The sequence below is a fragment of the Corallococcus sp. M7 genome (genome assembly GCF_054512695.1).
This window is the reverse complement of the sequence record NZ_CM137252.1, coordinates 8,472,100-8,491,535: the sequence shown is the minus strand read 5'-3', so window position 1 is coordinate 8,491,535 and position 19,436 is coordinate 8,472,100. Positions and strand designations below refer to the sequence as shown.

The 19,436-nt window shown below is 71.2% G+C and carries 13 protein-coding genes; 4 read left to right on the top strand and 9 right to left on the bottom strand.

Annotation, left to right across the window (positions count from 1 at the left end; genetic code table 11):
• Nucleotides 1-139: 139 nt before the first annotated feature.
• The 3 genes from ACX114_RS33985 to ACX114_RS33975 form a co-directional block, all read right to left on the bottom strand.
• Nucleotides 140-1,297: a trypsin-like serine protease gene (locus ACX114_RS33985; protein ID WP_459291492.1), complete on the bottom strand. Its 1,158-nt coding sequence runs from the start codon at nucleotides 1,295-1,297 to the stop codon at nucleotides 140-142.
• A 142-nt stretch (nucleotides 1,298-1,439) separates the two neighbouring features.
• On the bottom strand, nucleotides 1,440-4,088 hold the full coding sequence (locus tag ACX114_RS33980; RefSeq protein WP_459291491.1) for a winged helix-turn-helix domain-containing protein: 2,649 nt from the start codon (nucleotides 4,086-4,088) through the stop codon (nucleotides 1,440-1,442).
• Between the two features lie 48 nt (nucleotides 4,089-4,136).
• Nucleotides 4,137-4,766, bottom strand: a complete 630-nt coding sequence (locus ACX114_RS33975; RefSeq protein WP_459291490.1) for a histidine phosphatase family protein — start codon at nucleotides 4,764-4,766, stop codon at nucleotides 4,137-4,139.
• Between the two features lie 416 nt (nucleotides 4,767-5,182).
• Here ACX114_RS33975 and ACX114_RS33970 point away from each other — a divergent pair, with 416 nt between their 5' ends.
• The 3 genes from ACX114_RS33970 (at nucleotide 5,183) to ACX114_RS33960 (ending at nucleotide 10,314) form a co-directional block, all read left to right on the top strand.
• The gene (locus ACX114_RS33970) at nucleotides 5,183-7,138 is read left to right on the top strand and encodes a polysaccharide biosynthesis protein (RefSeq protein WP_459291489.1); all 1,956 of its coding nucleotides are present in this window, start codon (nucleotides 5,183-5,185) and stop codon (nucleotides 7,136-7,138) included.
• Between the two features lie 529 nt (nucleotides 7,139-7,667).
• Nucleotides 7,668-9,038 carry a hypothetical protein gene (locus tag ACX114_RS33965; protein ID WP_459291488.1) on the top strand — a complete coding sequence of 457 codons (1,371 nt, stop codon included), beginning with the start codon at nucleotides 7,668-7,670 and terminating at the stop codon, nucleotides 9,036-9,038.
• Nucleotides 9,039-9,162: 124 nt separating this feature from the next.
• Complete coding sequence (locus tag ACX114_RS33960; RefSeq protein WP_459291487.1) at nucleotides 9,163-10,314, top strand: DegT/DnrJ/EryC1/StrS family aminotransferase; 1,152 nt, start codon at nucleotides 9,163-9,165, stop codon at nucleotides 10,312-10,314.
• On the opposite strand, the gene ACX114_RS33955 is transcribed toward ACX114_RS33960, so the two are convergent.
• The 6 genes from ACX114_RS33955 to ACX114_RS33930 form a co-directional block, all read right to left on the bottom strand.
• Nucleotides 10,235-10,981, bottom strand: coding sequence for a sugar transferase (locus ACX114_RS33955; protein ID WP_459291486.1), 747 nt, complete (start codon nucleotides 10,979-10,981; stop codon nucleotides 10,235-10,237). The two genes, ACX114_RS33960 and ACX114_RS33955, sit on opposite strands and share 80 nt — an antisense overlap.
• Nucleotides 10,982-11,050: 69 nt before the next feature.
• Nucleotides 11,051-12,376, bottom strand: a complete 1,326-nt coding sequence (locus tag ACX114_RS33950) for a lipopolysaccharide biosynthesis protein (RefSeq protein WP_459291485.1) — start codon at nucleotides 12,374-12,376, stop codon at nucleotides 11,051-11,053.
• Nucleotides 12,373-13,596 carry a glycosyltransferase family 4 protein gene (locus tag ACX114_RS33945; RefSeq protein WP_459291484.1) on the bottom strand — a complete coding sequence of 408 codons (1,224 nt, stop codon included), beginning with the start codon at nucleotides 13,594-13,596 and terminating at the stop codon, nucleotides 12,373-12,375. Before ACX114_RS33945 ends, ACX114_RS33950 begins: the two co-directional genes overlap by 4 nt.
• 1 nt (nucleotide 13,597) lies before the next feature.
• Nucleotides 13,598-14,881, bottom strand: coding sequence for an O-antigen ligase family protein (locus ACX114_RS33940; RefSeq protein WP_459291483.1), 1,284 nt, complete (start codon nucleotides 14,879-14,881; stop codon nucleotides 13,598-13,600).
• Nucleotides 14,882-14,914: 33 nt separating this feature from the next.
• A complete protein-coding gene (locus ACX114_RS33935; RefSeq protein ID WP_459291482.1) occupies nucleotides 14,915-17,119 on the bottom strand; it encodes a polysaccharide biosynthesis tyrosine autokinase in 2,205 nt (734 codons plus the stop codon).
• The gene (locus ACX114_RS33930) at nucleotides 17,116-18,237 is read right to left on the bottom strand and encodes a polysaccharide export protein (RefSeq protein ID WP_459291481.1); all 1,122 of its coding nucleotides are present in this window, start codon (nucleotides 18,235-18,237) and stop codon (nucleotides 17,116-17,118) included. Before ACX114_RS33930 ends, ACX114_RS33935 begins: the two co-directional genes overlap by 4 nt.
• 249 nt (nucleotides 18,238-18,486) lie before the next feature.
• Between ACX114_RS33930 and ACX114_RS33925 the strand changes: the two genes are divergently transcribed.
• Entirely contained in the window at nucleotides 18,487-19,428 is a 942-nt protein-coding gene (locus ACX114_RS33925) for a GNAT family N-acetyltransferase (RefSeq protein WP_459291480.1), read from the top strand.
• Nucleotides 19,429-19,436: the final 8 nt, after the last annotated feature.

Sequence of the window (19,436 nt, the reverse complement as noted above, 5' to 3'; positions counted from 1 at the left end):
GGGACAGCGCGAAGCTCTGGGCCGGGCCATGACACCGGGTGTAACACTGTGCGCACCCAAGGTCGCTGAAACACGAAAGCCCCCTCCCTCCGCGAAGGGAGGAAGAGGGCCTTGCGCTCATCCCGGAGTCAGACGGCGACTACGGCACCGTGGCCTTCACGGCGACGCCCGAGTACGAGGAGTAGCCGCGCACGGAGACGTACCAGGTGCCGGACGCGGGGGCGGTGATGGTGCAGGTCTCCGCGTTGCCGCTGAGGTACGGGCGGCAGTTGTACGCGGTCGTCGTGGGCTGCGAGCCCTGGCGCACGTAGAGGTCCGCGTCGCCCGTGCCGCCGGACTGCTCGACCGTCAGGGTCGTAGAGCCCGCGGGGACGGTGATGGCGTAGTGCTTCCAGGTGCTGGCGGAGCCGGAGAGGTTGGTCTGGCTCAGCAGCGTCTGCGTCGGCTGCTGGACCGCGTTGATGGTGCTGTCGATCCAGCTGGCGAAGGACGACACGCGGCCGTACATGCCCGCGTACGCCGGGTCGGCGCAGCCGTAGCCCCAGCTCACGATGCCCGCGAGCACGCGGGTGCTGCCCTTGAGGACGGTGAGGGGACCGCCGCTGTCACCCTGGCAGGAGTCCTTGCCCGGAGCCGTCGCGCCCAGCTGGTCCGCGGTGATGGTCTCCTGGCCCTGGTAGTCGGCCTGCGCGTCCGCGTTGCTGATGATGTTCACGTCCACCGTCTGGAGCGTGGTCGGCAGCGAGGAGGAGCCGCTGGACAGCGTGCCCCAGCCCGTGACGCGCGCCACGGCGCCCACGCCGGCCACGCCCGCCGCCGCGTCCGCCGCGGTGACGTAGGGGATGGCCTTCACGTTCGCGCCGCTCAGGTCCAGCGGCGAGGACAGCTTGAGGAGCGCCGCGTCCTTGCCGTAGTTGGCGTCCACGTAGCCCGGGTACACGACCACCTGGGACACGGTGCGGACCTGGCCGCCGGTGGTGGTGGTGCGGTTGGTGACGCCCGCGACGATGCGGCCCGGCTTGGAGATGGAGCCACCGGAGTTCACGCAGTGCTGCGCGGTGAGGATCCAGTTCTCGTTGATGATGGAGCCGCCGCAGAAGTGGCTGCCGCCGCTGCTCTGCAGCGACACCTGCCAGGGGTTCGCGCCGATGGTGGTCGCCGAGCCACCGACGATCTCCTGGGTGGTGGCGGCGGGAGCCGGCGTCTCCGGCTGGGTCTGCTTCTCTTCCGTGGTCTGGGGACCGCAACCGACGACCAGCAGCGACACCGCGCTGGCGGCGGTCCAGCGACGCACCATCTGAGCCGAAATCATGTGAACCCCGTTTTTAATGAGAATTATGAGGCGCGGGGATTCTGGAGGAGTCCTGGACTCTTTGTAAACACCCCGGGTGACGATTTATCGTAACTGGATAACTACTGTGATGGGGTTGGCGTGACTGCTACACCGTGTCACATGGGACGAAGGTGAAGCCTGGAGACACCTCCAGGCGGTAGCCGGGGTCCTCGAAGACCACGCGGGTGCCGGTGCCCTCCAGCATGTCTCGCACGTGGCTCACGTGGACGCGCAAGGCGTTGTCATGCAGGCGCGGGTCGTAGTCCGCGTTCCACATGGCGCGCACGCAGTCCTCCTTCGACAGGATGCGGCCCGGCTGGCGGGCCAGCGCGTAGAGCAGCCTTCGCGGCAGGGCCCTGCGCTCCAGGGAGACGGTCTTCCCCGGGGCTCGCAGTTCGTGACGGCGGGCATCCAGCACCACCGCCTCCGGCGCTTCCGGGGCGGCGGCCTGCGCGGTGGAGGTGAATGGCCGGGTCAGCTCCGCCATCAGCTCGGGGTCCACGCCGCCTTCGGTCCCCTCGCGCGTGGCGGCCTCCAGGGCCTGGGCCACCTCTTGAGCGCGGCCCGCGTGCCGGTGGAGCGTGGCGCGGGCCAGGTGCCCCAGCGTGCGCTCCAGCGCGAAGTCGTCACCGCGGGCCAGGGGCTCCAGCGCGGTGAGCAGCGCCGTGGCGCGCGGGACGTCCGCGCTCCGGGCGGCGGACAGGGCCGCGAGGGCGCGCTGGCGGGCGGCGATGCCGGGGCGCACCTCGCGGGGCTCCACGGTGATGGGCGGTGCGTCCGGCCCCGGCACGTCCAGCGTGCGCGCCACCCGGGCGGCCCGCATCAGCCCCACCACGCCGCGCGCCCGGACCTCCTCCTCCACGGCATCCAGCTGCGCGTGGCCCTCCGCGCGCCGTCCCAGTTCCAGCAGCATGCGGCCCGCGCCCACGCGGCACAGCAGCCGGACGAAGAGGTAGCCCGCCTTCTCCGCGCGGCCCTCCGTCTCCCTCAGCGCCGCGAGCGCCGCCCTTCGCTGTCCCAGCTCGCCGCGCACCCACGCCGCGATGCAGTCCAGCTCCAGCGCGAGGCGGGGCGCGCCCAGCTGGCCCAGGCGCTCCCGGGCGCTGGCGAGCGCGGCGTCCGCCTCCGTGAAGCGGCCCAGCCGGCTGAGGATGCCCGCGGACATGGCCGCCACCAGGGGGCCTCGCGAGTCGAGCGGCGCGTCCTCCAGCAATGACACGCATTGGGCCAGGGGCTCCGCCAGCTCGCTGTCTCGGCCTTCAATCCAGAGCATCAGCGCGCGGGCGTAGGCGCACCAGCCCAGCACGCGCCGGTCCCCGGTCGCGGCGGCGGCGTTGTCCAGCATGGCCAGGGACTCATCCAGCCGTCCCTGGAAGAAGCGCAGCGCGGTCCATGCCAGCAGTTGCTGGAGGAAGACCTCCGCGCTGCTCGGCACGGGCATGGCCTCCAGCGTGCGTTCGCAGGCCTCCGGCTCCAGCGCGAAGAGGGCCACCCGCACCAGCACGGCGCCCACGCCCTCGCGCAGGGCCTCGTTCGACTCCGGCTCCGGCGCGCCGGCGGAGGCCTCCAGCGAGGCGCGCAGGGCCAGCAGCTCCGGATAGGCGCGGCGCAGGTCGAGCAGCCGCACCCGCGCGCGCGCATGGGCCAGCTTCACCTGGGGCGTGCGCAGCTCCGTGGGCAGCGAGTCCAGCAGGCCCAGGAGCTCGTCCGCGGCGCCATGGCGCACCAGGGCCTCCGCCTGCGCGACGATGAAGGCCGCGCGCGCGTCGTGCCGGCCGAGCGCCTGGAGGTGGCGGCACACCGCGCGCACCCGGACCACGGCGGGCAGGGGCTCCCGCTCCAGGGCCTCCAGCAGCGCTTCGTGGGCCGCGCGCGCCTCCTCCGGCGACAGCAGGGACACCATCGCCTCGCGCACCAGGTCGTGCACGCCGTGCCGGCCCCGCGAGTCCGTCTCCATCAACAGCTTCGCGCCCAGCTGGCGCAGCGCCGTGTCCGCCGCGTCGCCATGGAGCACCGGCCGCAGCGTGCTCGCGGTGAGCGGCAGCTGGCTCAAGGCCAGCATCGCGCAGAGCCTCCGTTCGTCCGGGGGCAGCGCCGCGAGCGCAGCCCGCACCGGTTCATCCCCGCCCGTGTCGCCCGCGTGGGCCCGGCGCAGGAGGAAGGGCAGGCCCCGCGAGCGGCCCCACGCCGCGTCGAAGCCGTCGCGCTCGCCGTAGAGCGCGTCCAGCTCCCGCCACAGCTCCAGCGCGGCCTCCCGGGACAGGCCCTCCAGCCGCAGCTCCACCCGGTCCGGGCTCGCGGCGTGCCGGGGGACCGATTCGCGCGAGGTGGCCAGGAGCGTGCCCTGCCTCAGCCGCCCTCCCAGGTCCTCCACCAGCGCCGCGCGCTCCGGCGGCCCGAGCACGTGCAGGTCGTCCAGCACGCACAGGGCGCGGCGCGCCTCCAGCTCATCCGCCAGCGCCTCCAGCCGGGACGCGTCCGACAGGGCCTGTGCCACGGGCGCTTCGCTCAAGAGGCGGCGCACGTCGTCCACCACCGTGTCCAGCGTGTCTCCAGGGCGCACGCGCCGGTGCACGACGGGGCCCCGGTGCTTCGCGGCCACCGCCGCCACCAGCGCGGACTTGCCCGCGCCGGGAAGTCCGTAGACGACCCCCGTGCGCACGCGCCTCAGCATGTCCCCCAGCCGCCGTACCTCATGGGCTCGGCCCACGAAGACAGCCGGCGGTCCCAGCCCCGAAGCGGTTGGCGTGCGCATGGCGCGCGCCAGTGTACGTCCATCCAGGGACAGTCCGTCACGGCCGCCTCAGGTGTCGTCCAGGCTGAGCGCGCGAAGGTGGCTGACATCCCCCCAGGTCACCATCCGCAAGGACCCCTCATGGAGGTCGAACTGGTTCCAACCCGCGTTGAGGACGGAGAAGGCGCGCGGCGCGGCGGCGGGGATGCCCAGGCAGTGGCGCAAGAGGGCGCTGAGCAGTCCTCCGTGGGTGACCACCACGACGCGGGCCCCCGGATGGCGCGCGCCCAGCTCCTCCAGGCATTGCAGCGCCAGCCGCAGGCGCTGGGACGCGCTCTCCCCTTCGGGCACCACGTAGTCCGCATGGCCCTCCGTGTACGCGGCGAAGACGGCCGGGTGGCGCTGGCCGGCCTCCGCGCGCGTCAGCCCTTCGAGCACGCCCAGCCCGCGCTCCCGCAGGCGCGCGTCCCGCTGGACGTCGTGGCCCGTCCTCGCCGCGATGGTGGCGGCCGTCTGCACCGCGCGGTCCAGGTCGCTGCTGTAGAGGGCCTGGAAGGGAAGGGTGGCCAGCCGCGCCGCGAGCGCCTCCGCCTGCCGCCGTCCCTCACGGCTGAGCATGCTGTTCAGGTGCCCCTGCAGGCGCCCCAGGGCGTTCCACTCCGTCTCCCCGTGCCGGAGCAGGATGAATTCGGTCGTCATGGCCCGAAGCGTGGCGGGAGGGCTCCGGCGGAGCAAGCCGCGCGAAGTGTCAGCCCGCTGGCGCCGCCATCGCGCCACGGCCGCGCCCGCCCCTTGCTCCCGGAGGCGTGTCACATCGCTGAAACACCGCCGCGGCAGGCCGTTGCCCGTGGGCTCCTGGCCCCCGGAGACCGCGGCGATGTCTGTGTTCCGGCCCCGTGGGGCAGGGGGCCTGCCCGCTGGCACGCACGTTCACGGGAAACAGGTCGGACAGCACTCCTGGACGGCTTTGACACCACTGGACGCGCGTCCACCTTTCCGCGATTCCGAGCTAGGGCGTGTCTTCCTGATTACGCGGGTGGGAGGACGGCGGATTTTCCGTGGACGCCGGGCCGGAGGGGGAGACATCAATGAAAGACGGTCAGAATCTGGAAGCGATGAGCCTGGACGCAGGGCCGCGGGAGACCCCGGAGCAGGCACCGCGAAGGGCTCACCGTTTCGGCTGGCTGCGGATGCTGGGCGTGGACGCGGTCCTCATCGCCGGCTCGCTGGTCGCCGCCACGATGCTGCACTTCGCGGATGGGCTGTCCCCGGTCTGCAGGGAGGCCCTGCCCCGGGCCGTGGCGCTGCTGGTCGCGGTGCGCCTGGTGACGCTCGTCTGGCTGGGCCTGCACCGCTGGTCCTTCGACCGCTCCGGCATCCACGAGGCGGTCCGGCTGGAGCTGGCGAGCCTGGCGGGCACCATCGTGTTCGAGTTGCTGCGCACCATCTTCTTCATGGAGTCGCTGCCGGGGCAGGTGGTCGCGCTGGAGTTCTTCGTCACCACCACGCTGCTGGGCTTCCACCGCTTCGCCCCGCGCATGGTCCGGCAGTGGTACCTGGACCGGCAGCGCGCGAAGGCGAAGGGTTCCCAGCGCACCCTCATCGTGGGCGCGGGCAGCGCCGGCGACCTGCTCCTGCGCGACCTCTTGAGGGACCGCGAGAGCCCGTGGCACGTCATCGGTCTGGTGGATGACGACCCGGGCAAGCAGGGCACGTTCCTCAACGGCAAGCCGGTGCTGGGCGTGCTGGACGCGCTGCCGGAGCTGATGAAGAAGCACCGGGTGACGCAGGTGCTCATCGCCATCCCCCGGCTGTCCCCGGAGCGCACCCGGCACCTCTTGAGCCTGTGCCGGCACCAGAGTGTCAGCTTCAAGATCATCCCGGCCTCGTTCGCCTACCTGGACCAGAAGATCACCGCCGCCATGCTGCACGACCTGTCCCCGGAGCACCTGCTGCCCCGGGACGCCATCTCGTTCGACCATGAGGAGGTGCACCGGCTGGTGACGGGCCGCCGCATCCTCGTCACCGGCGGCGCGGGCTCCATCGGCAGTGAAATCGTCCGGCAGGTCGCGGGGCACTCGCCCGCGTCGCTGGTGGTGGTGGACATCAACGAGAACGAACTCTACCTGCTGGTGCGCCAGCTCCAGTCGCGCTACCCGCACGTGCCGGTGCACTCCGTGGTGGCGGACATCCGCGACCTGGACCGCATGCTGCGCATTGGCCAGGAGTTCTCGCCGCAGTACGTCTTCCACGCGGCGGCGCACAAGCACGTGCCGCTCATGGAGGACGCGCCGGAGGAGGCCATCAAGAACAACGTCTTCGGCACGCAGAACGTGGCGCGCATGGCGGACGCCTGCGGGGCGGAGCGCTTCATCCTCATCTCCACCGACAAGGCGGTGAAGCCCTCGTCGGTGATGGGCGCCTCCAAGCGCCTGGCGGAGATGGTCATCCGCGACATCGCCGTGACGTCGCGCACCACCTTCTGCGCCGTGCGCTTCGGCAACGTGCTGGGGTCCGCGGGCAGCGTGGTGCCGCTCTTCAAGCAGCAGATCCAAGCGGGCGGGCCCGTCACCGTCACCCATCCGGACTGCACCCGCTACTTCATGATCATCCCGGAGGCGGTGGGCCTGGTGGTGCTGGCCGGCCTGGGTGGCTACGGCGAGCTGTGCATCCTGGACATGGGCGAGCCGGTCCGCATCGCGGAGCTGGCCGCGAACATGATCACCATGACGGGCCTGGTGCCGGACAAGGACATCAACATCGTCTACACGGGCCTGCGTCCGGGAGAGAAGCTGGAGGAGGTGCTCATGTCCGAGGAGGAGGAGCTCACCCAGCAGGTGCGCAACCGCATCAAGGTGGCCCGCAGCCCCGCGCCGCCCGCGGACTTCCAGTTGCAGCTCAGGCGCCTGGACCGCGCGGCCCGCGCCGGTGACGCCCACGACGTGAAGCGCGCCCTCCAGGACCTCATCCCCGCGTACACCCCGTCGAAGATGACGGGGACGGTGGCGAAGGTGCTGCCCGCCTTCGCCCCCGCGAAGCCGTCCGCGGCGGAGCAGAACGTCAGCGCCTGAACCCCACGCGGCCCTGGCCGTCCGCGAGGAGCCCCGGTCTCCCTTGCCCTTTCCAGGGCGGGAGGCCGGGGCTTTTCGTCATGGAAGGTGCCGCGAAACAGGGCGGTCCCTGAACCCGCTCCCTCACGGAGATGCTGACAAGCTCCGTGCTCCGCCCATCCACCGCGGGTGCTGGCAGGCTGCCCCAACCATCCGGCACGCCGCCTGGAAACCCATACGCGCGGATGGCGTCGCGGTACGCCGCCCCGTCAATGGTTCGCACGATGGGTGGGATTCACGCCGTCCCGGCTGTATGGCTTTGAGGCGCGGCGTGTCCTCTCTCCACTCCGAGTCCGCGAGCCCGGGCGGGCAGGCCCATGGGGCCCTGCACTGACGACCCACGGGCAGTCTCAGTGATTTTTTTGTCTCATCACAAAGGAATTACATAAGCCGTCAAAGGCTTTTGGCGTCCTGTGAACGCACTCCGGCGTTCCCACAACAGGGTAGCCTACCGGGCGGTTGACGGGAGCTACCCCACAGGACCCCCCTGATGTTGGAATCCCGTCGTCGCAACTCTGGTCGCGCCCTGTCGTCCCTGTTGTCGCTGAGCCTGCTGTTGGGTGGTGCTTGCGGCCCCCAGCCCGAGCAGGACGCGGCCAGCACGGCCAGCCCCAACGGAGAGAACACCCCGGGCAGCACCGAAGCCTCCCCCCCGGACGCGGACGCGCTCGCTCCCTCTTCCCCCGAAGAGGAAATCGCGGTCGGCCCCTCCGAGCCGGAGACCGAGGCTGCTCCCACCACTCCGGAGGCGGACGCCCCTGCCGCCGCGGAGTCGCCTGCCACCTCCACCGAGGAGGAGGGCCTTGGCACCACGGCCCAGGCCGCCACCAGCCTGCGCACGGTCGCGGCCTGGGAGACGCTGTTCCTGAACCGCTGGAACTCGGAGCACACCTCCAGCTTCCTGCCCATGAGCAGGTCGCTCGACAGCTGGCAGTTCTACAACCTGGCCTACGGCATCGACGGCAACACCGCGATGTACCGCGCCACCGGCAAGACGCAGTACATGGACCGGGCGCTGCTGTATGTGAACAACGTGGTGAACAACGCGAAGGTCTCCTCTTCGCTGCCCCGCAGCCAGTTCAAGGACAGCTACATGGGCTGGGCCTCGGCCCGCTCGGACACGCTGGGGCAGGAGGTCCCCCTGTTCGAGAGCTACTGCTGGCGCTACGTGACGCGCATGCTGCGCACCATCCGTGAGACGCCCGCGCTCTACGGCAACAGCACGTACAAGGCGCAGTACGACCGGCTGCTGGCGTTCACCGAACGGAACATGTTCGAGAAGTGGCTCAAGCGCGGCGCGAACAGCTACATCTACCGCGTCAATACGCATATGGCGTCGCACTGGGCGTACATCGCCATGGACCTGTCGAAGATGACGACGGACGCCACGAAGCGGTCGCAGTACATGACCGTCTTCAACAACATCAACCGTGACATGCCCAACAACACCTCGTCGCTGCGCGGCCAGTTGATGGCCAGCCCGGTGAACGCCAACGCGTACTTCTGGGCCGCCGAGTGGGGCTCCAAGAAGCGTCCGGGCCAGGACGTGGCGCACGGCAACGGCGTGATGGCCTACCTCGTGGAAGCCCACGACGCGGGCATGGAGTGGACGGACGCGGACATGCGCAAGTTCGTCGTCACCCTGAACAACGTCATCTGGCCGTCCGCGAAGCGCTACGGCAACTATGTGGACGGCACGGGCACCGGCACGGGCTGGTTCAATGACGGCCTGGTGAAGCTGGGCCGCTACAACGCCGCCCTCCAGCAGCGCCTGGAGACGCACACCGTGGGCAACAACACCCAGTACTACGGCAACGGCGCGCTCAACGCGAAGCTGCTGTCCCAGGGTTCGGCGCTCTAGTCCGGATTCCACGATGTGAAACAAACACCCCCTCCTCCCGCCCGAGCGCGCGGGAGGAGGGAGTGTGCGAACGCTCCAGGCAATTCCGGGGTCCGAACGCCCGGTCTTGCCTGGAGCTTTTCGCATGTCCTCCCGCATCTACCTGTCTTCGCCCCACATGGGCACGCTCGAGCGCGGCTATGTCGACGACGCGTTCGCAAGCAATTGGATTGCCCCCCTGGGCCCCCACGTCGATGCCTTCCAGGAGGAGTTCGCCCGGTGCGTGGGCACCCCGCACGCGCTGGCGCTGAGCTCCGGGACGGCCGCGCTCCACCTGGCGCTCCAGTTGGTGGGGGTGGGGCCCGGCGACGACGTGCTGGTGAGCACGCTCACCTTCTCCGCGTCGGTGAATCCCATCCGCTACCTGGGCGCCTCCCCGGTCTTCATCGACAGCGAGCGCACGTCCTGGAACATGGACCCCGCGCTGCTGGAGGAGGAGCTGGCGATGCGGGCCCGCCTGGGCCGGCTGCCTCGCGCCGTGGTGGTGGTGCACCTGTATGGCCAGAGCGCGGACCTGGATCCGCTCATGGCCGCCTGCGACCGCTACGGCGTGCCCGTGGTGGAGGACGCGGCGGAGGCCCTGGGCAGCACGTACAAGGGACGAACCCCCGGCACGGTGGGCCGCGTGGGCATCTACTCATTCAATGGCAATAAAATCCTCACCACGTCCGGCGGCGGGATGCTGGTGTCCGCGGACGGCGAGCTGGTGCAGCACGCCCTCAAGCTGGCCACGCAGGCGCGGGACACGGCGCCGCACTACCAGCACTCGGAGATTGGCTACAACTACCGGATGAGCAACGTGCTGGCCGCCATCGGGCGGGGGCAGCTGCACGTGCTGGAGGAGCGGGTGGCCGCGCGCCGCGCGAACCACGCCTTCTACGCGGAGGCCTTCCGGGACTTGCCCGGCCTCGAGTTCATGCCGGAGGCCCCGTGGGGCCGGCACACGCGCTGGCTGACGACCCTCACCATCGACCCGGAGGCGTTCGGCGCGGACCGGGAGGCGGTGAGGGTCGCGCTGGAGCGGGAGAATATCGAGGCGCGGCCGGTGTGGAAGCCCATGCACCTTCAGCCCGTCTTCGCGAGCTTCGAGCGGCGGCGGGGCAGCGTGGCGGAGGACCTGTTCCGCCACGGACTGTGCCTGCCGTCCGGCTCCAACCTCACGCGCCAGGAGCTCGAGCGGGTGGTGGCGGTGGTCCGAGCCGTTCCCCGGAGACAGGGGCTGCGGACGGCGGGCTGACGGAGGCCGGCTCCTGCTGCCGGAGGGCCACGACCCTGGCCTCCGGCTGCGGGGTGCCCATGAACTTGTGCATGGTGGCCTCGCTCGCGAAGGAGATGCCCTGGCGCTGCAGCACGCGCACCACCGTCAGCGCCAATATCTTGAGGTCCAACGCCAGGCTCCAGTTTTCCACGTACCAGAGGTCCTGGCGGAAGCGCTCCTCCCAGGAGAGCGCGTTGCGGCCGTTGATCTGCGCCCAGCCGGTGATGCCGGGCAGCACGTCGTGGCGCCGCGCCTGCTCCGCGGAGTAGCGCGGCAGGTACTCCACGAGCAGCGGGCGGGGCCCGACGAGGCTCATGTCGCCCCGGAGCACGTTCCACAGCTGCGGCAGCTCATCGAGGCTGGTGGAGCGCAGGAGCCGCCCGGCCCAGGTGAGGCGCTGCTCGTCCGGCAGCGGCTCGCCGTTGGCGTCCGTCGCGTCCAGCATGGTGCGGAACTTGAGGACGGTGAACAGCTGGCCCCTCTTCCCCGGGCGCCGCTGCCGGAAGAGGACGGGGCCCCCCAGGGTCAGACGGACGAACAGCCCCGTGGCGGCCATCACCGGGGAAAGGCATATCAATCCCACTCCCGCCGCCACCACGTCGATGCACCGCTTGAGGAACAACCCGGTTCCTGCCTGTCTTTGCATGGGGACGCCGCTCCTTGGAAGCCGGAAAGGCTAGAAATCCTTTCGGCCCGCCACCACGACCCCTGGGACTCAGCCTGCTGTCGGCTCCCGTGCATCCACGGCACCCGGTGGGACGGATGGGAGCGCTTGCGCGGGCTCCGGCGCCGTCAGCCGCCGCCAGACGCGCAAGGTCAGCCAGATGCTGCACGCGAGCTCCGACACCCACCCCAGCCCCAGGGCCCATGCGGCGCCCACCGGCCCCACGCGCGGCACCCACACCGCGCTGCCCAGCGCGACCACGGCCACGGAGACGACGAGCAGCACCACCTGGCCCTTGAGCTCGCGCGCCGCGGTGAGCCCCACCGCGAGGCTCAAGCAGACGTACTCCAGCGCCGCCGCCCCCATCAGCCAGACGAACAGCTCGAGGTTTCCGGCATAGGCGGCCCCGTAGAAGAGCGTCAGCGCCCACCGGCCGAGCAGCGCGGCGCCGGCGATGGCGCACAGGCCCACCCCCGCGGACGCCGCCGTGAAGCCCGCCAGCGCCCTGCCGTAGCGGCGCGCGTCCCCCGCCGCGTGGTAGCGCCCCAGCCGGGGGCTCACCGCCTGCCCCAGCGAGTGCACCACCCGGCCGCCCAGCGCCGCGAAGTACGCGAGCGCGGCGTACATGCCCAGCTCCGCCTGGCCCGCGTGCGCCTCCAGGAGGTAGCGGGGGATGTTGGGCCGCAGCGCGCCCATCAGCGCGGTGAGGCCCAGCACCCAGCACAGGAGGAAGAGCGCCTTGAGCCGTGCTCCCTCCTGCCGCCACGGCGTGCGCCAGAGGGTGCTCCAGGGGCGCACGCCGGGGAACTCGCGCTGGAGCGCCCGCGCGTCGAAGACGAAGAGGACGATGGCCCACGCGAAGGCCATGGCCGCCGCGCCGGCGATGGGGCTGTGCGTGAGCCACAGCGCCAGCGGCACCAGCACCACGGACAGCGCGCTCTTGGCGATGGTGGACCGGGCGATGAGCTCCAGCCGCTCCCTCTTCTGGAGCGCGCCATAGAACACCTCGCTCACCGCCTCGAAGCCCTTGGCCAGCGCCACCAGCGCGATGACCCAGCCCGCGTGGAGGGAGTCCGCCATCCCCGTGGCGATGGCGCAGCACACCGCCACGCCCGCCACGACGTTGAGCACCATCAGGCCCAGGTAGTGCTCGAAGCCGAAGGCGCTCTTCGCGTCCGTGGCCTGGAGCGTGCGCAATTGCATGCGCGCCATCAGCAGCACCGGGGCGGTGATGGCCAGGGCCAGCGCGAACTGGCCCACCTCCTCCATGGTGGCCAGCCGCGCGAAGGCCACCAGGACGCCCCACTGCGCGAGGGCGTAGACGAGCCCGGCGGAGAGCGACCAGATGAAGTTGCCCCCCACCGAGCGCGCGGTCATGACCGCGCCGCCGCAGCGCGCTGCAGCACCTCCGACAGGCGCTTCGCCGCGATGTCCGCGGAGTAGCGCTCCCGGCCCAGCTTCCCGGCCAGCGCGCCGGCCTCCGCGAGCCAGCGCGGGTCCCGCAGCCGCCGGGCCAGCATGGCCGCCGCGGCGGGGATGTCCTTGGGCGGAAGCCTCAGGCCAAAGGCCTCGCGGTCCAGCAGCTCCGCCTGCCAGCCGCCGTAGTTGAGCGCCAGCGGGCGGCCCGCGGCGAGCGCGTCGAAGAACTTGTTGGCGGAGTTGTCCTGCATGCCCGGCACGTCCGTGAACAGCGACGTGGCGATGGTGGCCGCGCTCAGCACCGCGGGCACCTGCTCCTTGGGCACGCTGGGCAGGAAGAAGAGGTTCTGCCCCTTCACGCCCAGCCGCTCCGCCAGCGCGTGCAGCATGGCCTCCTCGCGGCCCTTGCCCATGATGACGAAGCGGACCTCCGGGTCCAGCTTGCGCATCTCCGCGGCCACCCGCACCAGGTACTCCACGCCGTTCACCAGCCCCAGCGTGCCCGCGTACAGCACCATGGGCCGGTCCCCCAGCCACGCGTACTTCTGCCGGAACTCCTGGCCCGCGGAGGCAGGCACCTGGAAGCGCTCCGGGTCGCAGAGGTTGGGGATGATGGTGATCTTCTCCGACGGGACGCCCGCCGCCTCCACGCCCGCCTTCATGCCCGGCGACAGCGCGACGATGTGCTCCGCGCCCGCGTACGCGGCCTTCTCCAAGAGCTGCGCGGCCATGATGGCGGAGCGGCTCTTGAGCGCGCCCACCGCGATGGGGATGGCGGGCCACAAATCCCGCACCTCGAAGACCATGGGCCGCTTGTTCCACCGCGACGCGGCGATGCCCGGCACCGCGATGGTGAGCGGCGTGCTGGTGGCGAAGAAGACGTCCGCGGGCAGCTGCGCGGCGCGGCGCGTGGAGTTGACCGCGAAGTGGCTGAAGGCCCGGATGCGGTCCGGGTAGCTCATGGCGTTGCTGTAGGGCACCGGCAGCCAGTGCACCTGGATGCCGCTCTCGTTGGACTCGCGCCAGCCCTTGCCCGTGCCGGCGTCCGTGCGGGTGTCGGAGGTCACCATGTGGACCTCGTGGCCCATGGAGACCAGGCGCCGCGCGAGCTCATAGGAGCGCGTGCCGCCGTGCATGGTGGGGGTGTTGAAGTACTGATGCAGATAGACGATGCGCATGTCAGGCGGCTCCTGTGAACGAGGGTTGGGAAAGGGGGTGGGGAAGGGGCGGGCCCGACTGCGCGGTCTTCCGCCCGGGGACCGCGGTCGCGGAGGCCATCACCATCAAGAGGAAGAGGGACCGGCTGTCGTAGAGGTCGCCGCTGGACTGGGCGCCCAGGAGCACCAGCACCGCCGCGCCCACGGTGGCGCCGTCCAGGCCCTGGCGCCGCAGGAGCGCCGAGCGCACGAAGGTGCCCAGGACGGTCGCGAGCAGGAGCAGCCCCACGACGCCGCCCTCGCAGAAGACCTCCAGGAAGAGGTTGTGCGGGTAGACGCCCAGGCGCAGCGCGGGGAACGCCGCGAGGCCGGCCCCCGCCACCGGGAAGTCCTTCCCCAGCTGGAGGGCCCGCTCGTAGAGGATCTCCCGCCCGGACAGGTACACCTTGTTGTCCTTGCCGCTGGCGCCGCCCGCCCCCGACTCGTAGTTGAGGGTGAGGCGCAGGAAGCGCTCCTGCACGGAGTTGCTCAGCGCCTCCCCCAGCGGGGAGAACATGGCCACCGCGGTGATGGCGACGGTCGCCAGGAGCAGCAGGATGAGCAGCCGGCGCAGCGGCACGCGCCCCACCACGAGGGTGGTGGTGATGCCCGCGACGATGGCGGCGGACCCGCCGCGCGAGCCCGTGAGCAGCGCCAGCACGACGCCGGTGGCGGCCACCGGAATCCACAGCCACGCTTGGCCCCGCCAGTACCAGAAGTAGAGCGCCCCGATGGCGAGCAGCCCCATGAGCCGCGCGAGGATGTTGGGCCCGCCGCCCATCACCGCCAGCCGCGCGCTGCCGCCGCCCCCCAGCAGTTGCTTGACGGCGGTGAGCGCGAGCAGCCCCGTGGCCAGGACGACGGCGGCCCAGAACGCGTCCAGCACCCGGGGCGCGGGCTGGCGCAAGCAGGCCAGCGCGAAGCCCACGCACATCAATCCCACCAGCAGCAGGTCCGCGACCTTGGTCAGGGAGAAGAGCGGGTCGGGCGTCCAGGCGGTGCTGGCGCACATGTAGCCCAGGAAGCCCAGCAGGGCCGCGATGAGCGGCGGGTCGAATCTCGCCTCGCCGGGGCGCGCGTCGCGCCGGGCGCGGTGCAGCAGCCCCACGCTGCCAAGCAACACCCCGCACAGGACGACCCACAGCCGCAGCTCCTGAACCAGGTTCGTGTCCACCTCCTCGTTGACCGCGAGCCCCAGCCGGTGGAAGCCCCAGCGGCCCGCGAGCACGTAGAGCGCCGCGATGAAGCCCAGTCCTGTGCAGCTCATCCAGCTCACGATGAAATCTCCCGGTGTGGGGCTTCAGCTCGCGGACGGGTATTCGTATTGGTAGACGCCGCTCACCGCGCGGCCCGTCCGGGAGCGCGGCACGCCGTTGAGGACCACGCCCCGGGCCGGGACGCCGCTCTGCTCCAACTGGTGCAGCGCGGTGGCCACCTCGCGCAGGGACTGGGTGGCCGCGCGCACCACGGCGAGCCGCACGCCCGCGTGCCGGCCCACGAGCGCCGCGTCCGTCACCGCGAGGATGCAGGGCGTGTCGAAGAGGACGACGTCGTACTCGGCCGCCACGCGCGCCACGAACGTGTCGAACGACGCGCCGGCCAGCAGCTCCGCGGGGTCCGGCGGCAGCGCTCCCGCGCCCAGGAACGACAGGCCGGGCGCGGCCTCCGGGAGCAGGGCCTGCTCCAGCGTCGCGGTGCCGCGCAGCACCTCATGGAGGCCGGGGAGGTGCGCCTCGCGGAAGCACCGGTGCAGCCAGCCGCCGCGCAGGTTCGCGTCCACCAGCAGCACGCGCTGGCCCGTCTCCGCCAGCACCCACGCCAGGTTGAGGGCGACGAAGGAGGTTCCCGCGCCGGGGCTCGTCCCGGTGACGGAGACGACGTGGCTGCCCGTCTCCTTCAGGGTCCGCTGGAGCCGGGTCCTCAGGCCGCGCACGCATTCGATGGTGACGTCCCGGGGGACGCTGCGCGCCAGGATGATGGACGGGCCGCGGGGGGACAGGGCGCGGCGGGGGCCGGTGGGGACACTGGCGAGCACGGGCACCGCGAGCGCGGACTCCAGGGCCGCGGGGTCGGTGACGCCCGGGTGCAGCGACTTGCGCGCGAAGGCCAGCGCGACGCCGGACACCAGCCCCAGCACCACGCTGACCGCGAACACGTCCGGCTTCAGGGGGCGCACGGGCAGGCGCGTCACCACGGGCGCGTCGATGAGGCGTGCGTTGGTGATGGTGCTCGACTTGAGCACCCGGTACTCCTGGGCCTTGTTGTTCAGCTGGAGGTACAGCTCGTTGGCCACCTTCACGTCGCGCGTGAGCTGGGCGGACACCCGCTCCGCGTCCGGGAGGCCCTTGAGCCGGGTGTCCAGCGCGCCCTTCTCCATGCGCAGGCGCGCCATCTTGCGCTCCGTGGCCAGGATCAGCGGGTGGTGCTCGGTGAAGCGCTGGCGCAGCTCCGAGCGCTCCAGCGCGAGCGTGGAGAGGTCCTTGTCCAGATCCACGCTCCGGTTGAGGACGGCCTGCGCCTCCAGCCCCAGGTCCACGCCGCCCTTGCCGGCGCGGTAGTCACGCAGCGCGGCCTCGGCCTGATCCAGGCCCTGGCGAAGGCCGGGCAGCTGGCTGTCCAGGAACGACAGCGTGCGGCCCGCCTCCTCGCTGCGGCGCTCCACGTTGGAGCGCACGTACGTGTCCGCGATGGCCTGGAGCGTGGTGGTGGCCAGCACCGGGTCCGGCCCGTCCAGGGTCAGGTTGAGCACGCCCGTGCCGGCGCCCTTCTCCCCCATGCGCAGCGCGCGCTGCAGGTCCTCCACCACCTCCAGCTTCGAGCGGCGCATCACCTGGAAGCGCGTCCCCGGCCGGGCGTGCAACTCCGTGACGAACAGCTCCACCTCGTGCGCCGCGCCCGCTTCCGTCTGGGCGCCGGTGCCCACGGTGCCGTGGAGCACGACGCGCCCCTCGGGGCCCCAGAGCGTGTACGCGCCGTCCGCCTCCGCCACGAGCGTGAGCGGCAGGTCTTCCCACTGCGTGGGCACGTTCAGCCGCTCCACCTGGAGCTTCTCCCCGCCCCAGGCGTACGAGGCCCCACCCCACCACGGCACGGGTGCCAGCTCCGGCCCCTCGTGCGCCCGGGCCCGGGCCGCGCCCACCACCGGGAAGTAGCGGGGCTCCACGCTGACGCCCAGATGCAGCGCGTCCGCCACGCGCCCCAGCAGGGCCCGGGAGCCCAGGACCTCCATCTCCGGGGCGGCCTGGCTGGGCGCGTCTGGAATCAGCGCGTCCAGCTGGCCCAGGCTGTTGCCCTTCTGCTCGATGCGCAGGATGGCATTGGCCCGGTACACCGGCGCCGTGGTGAGCAGATACAGCCCGCCCAGGACCAGGGCCACGGCGATGGACGCCGCGATGGTGCCGCGGCGCTCCCCCAGGATGGCCAGATATCTGCCCAATCCCAGCTCATCATCCTGCGTGCCGGGACCTGGGCGGGGCGGCGTCACGCGTTCGGGGGTGCTCGTCATGGGTTGTCGATGATGATGGTTCTGTCTCCGATATCCACTGCCTGCCAGAGCAGCTGAACTGTTGGCTGGATTTGCTGGATGATGCGATTCCAACGGGTCAGGTCGTGGGCGGAGACGAAAACGACGTCGCGAGGTTGTAATTGGAACTGTGTCGCGAGCAGCAGCGCGTCCGGTGACTTCGCGTCCAGCTTGAAGATGTAGGGCCGCTCGAAGCTGCCGCGGATGACATAGACCTTGCCCGGGTTGGACGTGAGCGGGTCGAAGCCTTCGGTGTCGCCAATGGCTTCCGCCAGCGTCATCCGTCCCTTCACCATCACGCGCGAGGACGGTTTGCGGACCTCCCCCAGCACGAACACCTTGTTGCGGCTGCGGTCCGCCACGTTGACGATGTCGCCGTCCTGGAGCAGCCAGTTCTGGCTCACGTCCCCCTGTTCGTAGAGGGCCTGCAAATCGAGCGTGAAGACGGTGCCGCCCCGGCTCAAGGTGACGGTGCGCAGGTCCGCCTCCGGGCCGAAGCCCTTCGCCTGGGCGATGGCGTCCTGCACGCGCAGGGGTACGTCCGTGACGGGCAGGGTGCCGGGGGCCACCACCTCGCCCGTCACCTGGACCTTCTGGCCCCGGAAGCCCACCACGCGCACGTCCAGTTGGGGCTTCTCGATGACGCTCGCCAGCCGCTGCGTGAGCAGCTCGCGGATCTCCCGCAGCGTCTTGCCCGCCACGGGGATGTTGCCCACGTGGGGGTAGTACATGGTCCCGTCCGCCGCCACGGGGTGGCCGGTGGCCTCCGCGGAGCGGAACTCGCCGGCGGGGATGGTGAGCTCCGGGTGGTCCCAGACGATGACGCTCAGCACGTCATGCGGCGTCACCCGGTAGTCATAGTCCGTGGCCACCTGCGCCAGCGGATCCACCAGGGGCGAGGGCCGCGCCTTCCTGCGCTCCTCCAACTGGTGGCTGATGAGGGACGCGTCGATGGGAACGATCTCGTAGGCGCCATCCGCGCCGCCGTCTGCCTTTCCCGCGTAGCGCTCCCGGAAGGCATCCTCGTCCATCTGCATTCCCGGGCCCCAGGCGCATGCGCTCAGGCACGACACCGCGGCCAGTAACAGGACGTGTTTCATGGACGGGCAATCTTCAGGAGGAAGCGTGCAAGCGTAAGCCCGAACAATGCCAAATGTCTGGAAGCCGCTATGCCCCGCTGGCGATGTGACACATGCCCTGCCCTGGGGGGCTGGCGGGGTGCGAAGCGCTGGAATCAGGACATCCGCGCAGCACCCCGGGGGGCGGTGACGGACCCGGGTTCCATTCACATACCCTCTGGCTGTTTCGGGCGCTGTCGGGCCCGCTCGTTCGCGCCCGGGGGGAACACCATGCGTCCAGTGGCACCGTGGAGAGCCGTCCTCGTCCCTGACGGAGGCCAGCGCGCCATTTCGTCTGACTATTTCCGTTCCGAGCAGCACCTGCGCGCGGAAGGCGTGACGCACAGCCTCATCGTGGAGGATGGAGCGGGGCGGGCCCTCCGGGTGCCGCTCATCGTGCGGCCCATTGAAGGGACGCACCACCGGGACGCGGTTTCTCCGTATGGGTTTCCCGGGGCGGAGCTGAACGGGCTCTCCGAGGTTCCGGTGGACGCCATTGATTGGCGGGGCACGGAGCTGGTCAGCATCTTCCTGCGGGACCGCATTGGCGGGCCGTACTGTTTCGCGGGCGGCCGGCTGCGCACGGAGGTGTGCCTCATCGACCCGAAGCTGCCGGTGCGGTTCCGCGGCGACCACGGCGCGGACATCCGCCGCAACGCGCGGCGCGGCTATGTCAGCTCCGCCGTTCCCGTGAAGGACTCCACGCAGGAGCAGCGCGAAGCGCTCAAGTCCCTCCACCGGCGGAGCCTGGCCGGGGAGCGGTACCCCTTCTCCGACGCCTGGTTCGAGGAGGTCTTCACCTGTCCCTTCGCGTGGCTGGTGACGACGCGCGCGCCGGACGGGGTGGTGGCCTCCGCCTCGCTGGTGGTGCTGAGCGACGGGCTCCTGCACGACTTCATTGGCGGCACGGCGGACGCGTACCTGATGCATGCGCCCGCGAAGAACGCGTTCCCGGTGATGGTGGAGCTGGCGGAGAAGCTGGATGCCTCCGTCCACCTGGGCGGCGGCGTGAGGCCGGGGGATGGCATCGAGCAGTTCAAGCGCGGCTTCGCCAACGCGATGTCCCGGTTCTACACGCACGACCTCATCTGCGATCCGGAGGCGTACGCGCGGCTGTCGCAGGGGCACGCGGGCGGGGACTTCTTCCCCGCCTACCGGGCGCCCCGTTCCTGACGTTTCCG

Bases quoted from the DNA above. Each gene is read 5' to 3' on its own strand.
- ACX114_RS33930 (WP_459291481.1), bottom strand. From the start codon at position 18,237: ATGAAACACGTCCTGTTACTGGCCGCGGTGTCGTGCCTGAGCGCATGC.
- ACX114_RS33955 (WP_459291486.1), bottom strand. From the start codon at position 10,981: ATGCAAAGACAGGCAGGAACCGGGTTGTTCCTCAAGCGGTGCATCGAC.
- ACX114_RS33985 (WP_459291492.1), bottom strand. From the start codon at position 1,297: ATGGTGCGTCGCTGGACCGCCGCCAGCGCGGTGTCGCTGCTGGTCGTC.
- ACX114_RS33975 (WP_459291490.1), bottom strand. From the start codon at position 4,766: ATGACGACCGAATTCATCCTGCTCCGGCACGGGGAGACGGAGTGGAAC.
- ACX114_RS33965 (WP_459291488.1), top strand. From the start codon at position 7,668: ATGTTGGAATCCCGTCGTCGCAACTCTGGTCGCGCCCTGTCGTCCCTG.
- ACX114_RS33940 (WP_459291483.1), bottom strand. From the start codon at position 14,881: ATGAGCTGCACAGGACTGGGCTTCATCGCGGCGCTCTACGTGCTCGCG.
- ACX114_RS33950 (WP_459291485.1), bottom strand. From the start codon at position 12,376: ATGACCGCGCGCTCGGTGGGGGGCAACTTCATCTGGTCGCTCTCCGCC.
- ACX114_RS33980 (WP_459291491.1), bottom strand. From the start codon at position 4,088: ATGCGCACGCCAACCGCTTCGGGGCTGGGACCGCCGGCTGTCTTCGTG.
- ACX114_RS33935 (WP_459291482.1), bottom strand. From the start codon at position 17,119: ATGACGAGCACCCCCGAACGCGTGACGCCGCCCCGCCCAGGTCCCGGC.
- ACX114_RS33945 (WP_459291484.1), bottom strand. From the start codon at position 13,596: ATGCGCATCGTCTATCTGCATCAGTACTTCAACACCCCCACCATGCAC.
- ACX114_RS33970 (WP_459291489.1), top strand. From the start codon at position 5,183: ATGAGCCTGGACGCAGGGCCGCGGGAGACCCCGGAGCAGGCACCGCGA.
- ACX114_RS33960 (WP_459291487.1), top strand. From the start codon at position 9,163: ATGTCCTCCCGCATCTACCTGTCTTCGCCCCACATGGGCACGCTCGAG.
- ACX114_RS33925 (WP_459291480.1), top strand. From the start codon at position 18,487: ATGCGTCCAGTGGCACCGTGGAGAGCCGTCCTCGTCCCTGACGGAGGC.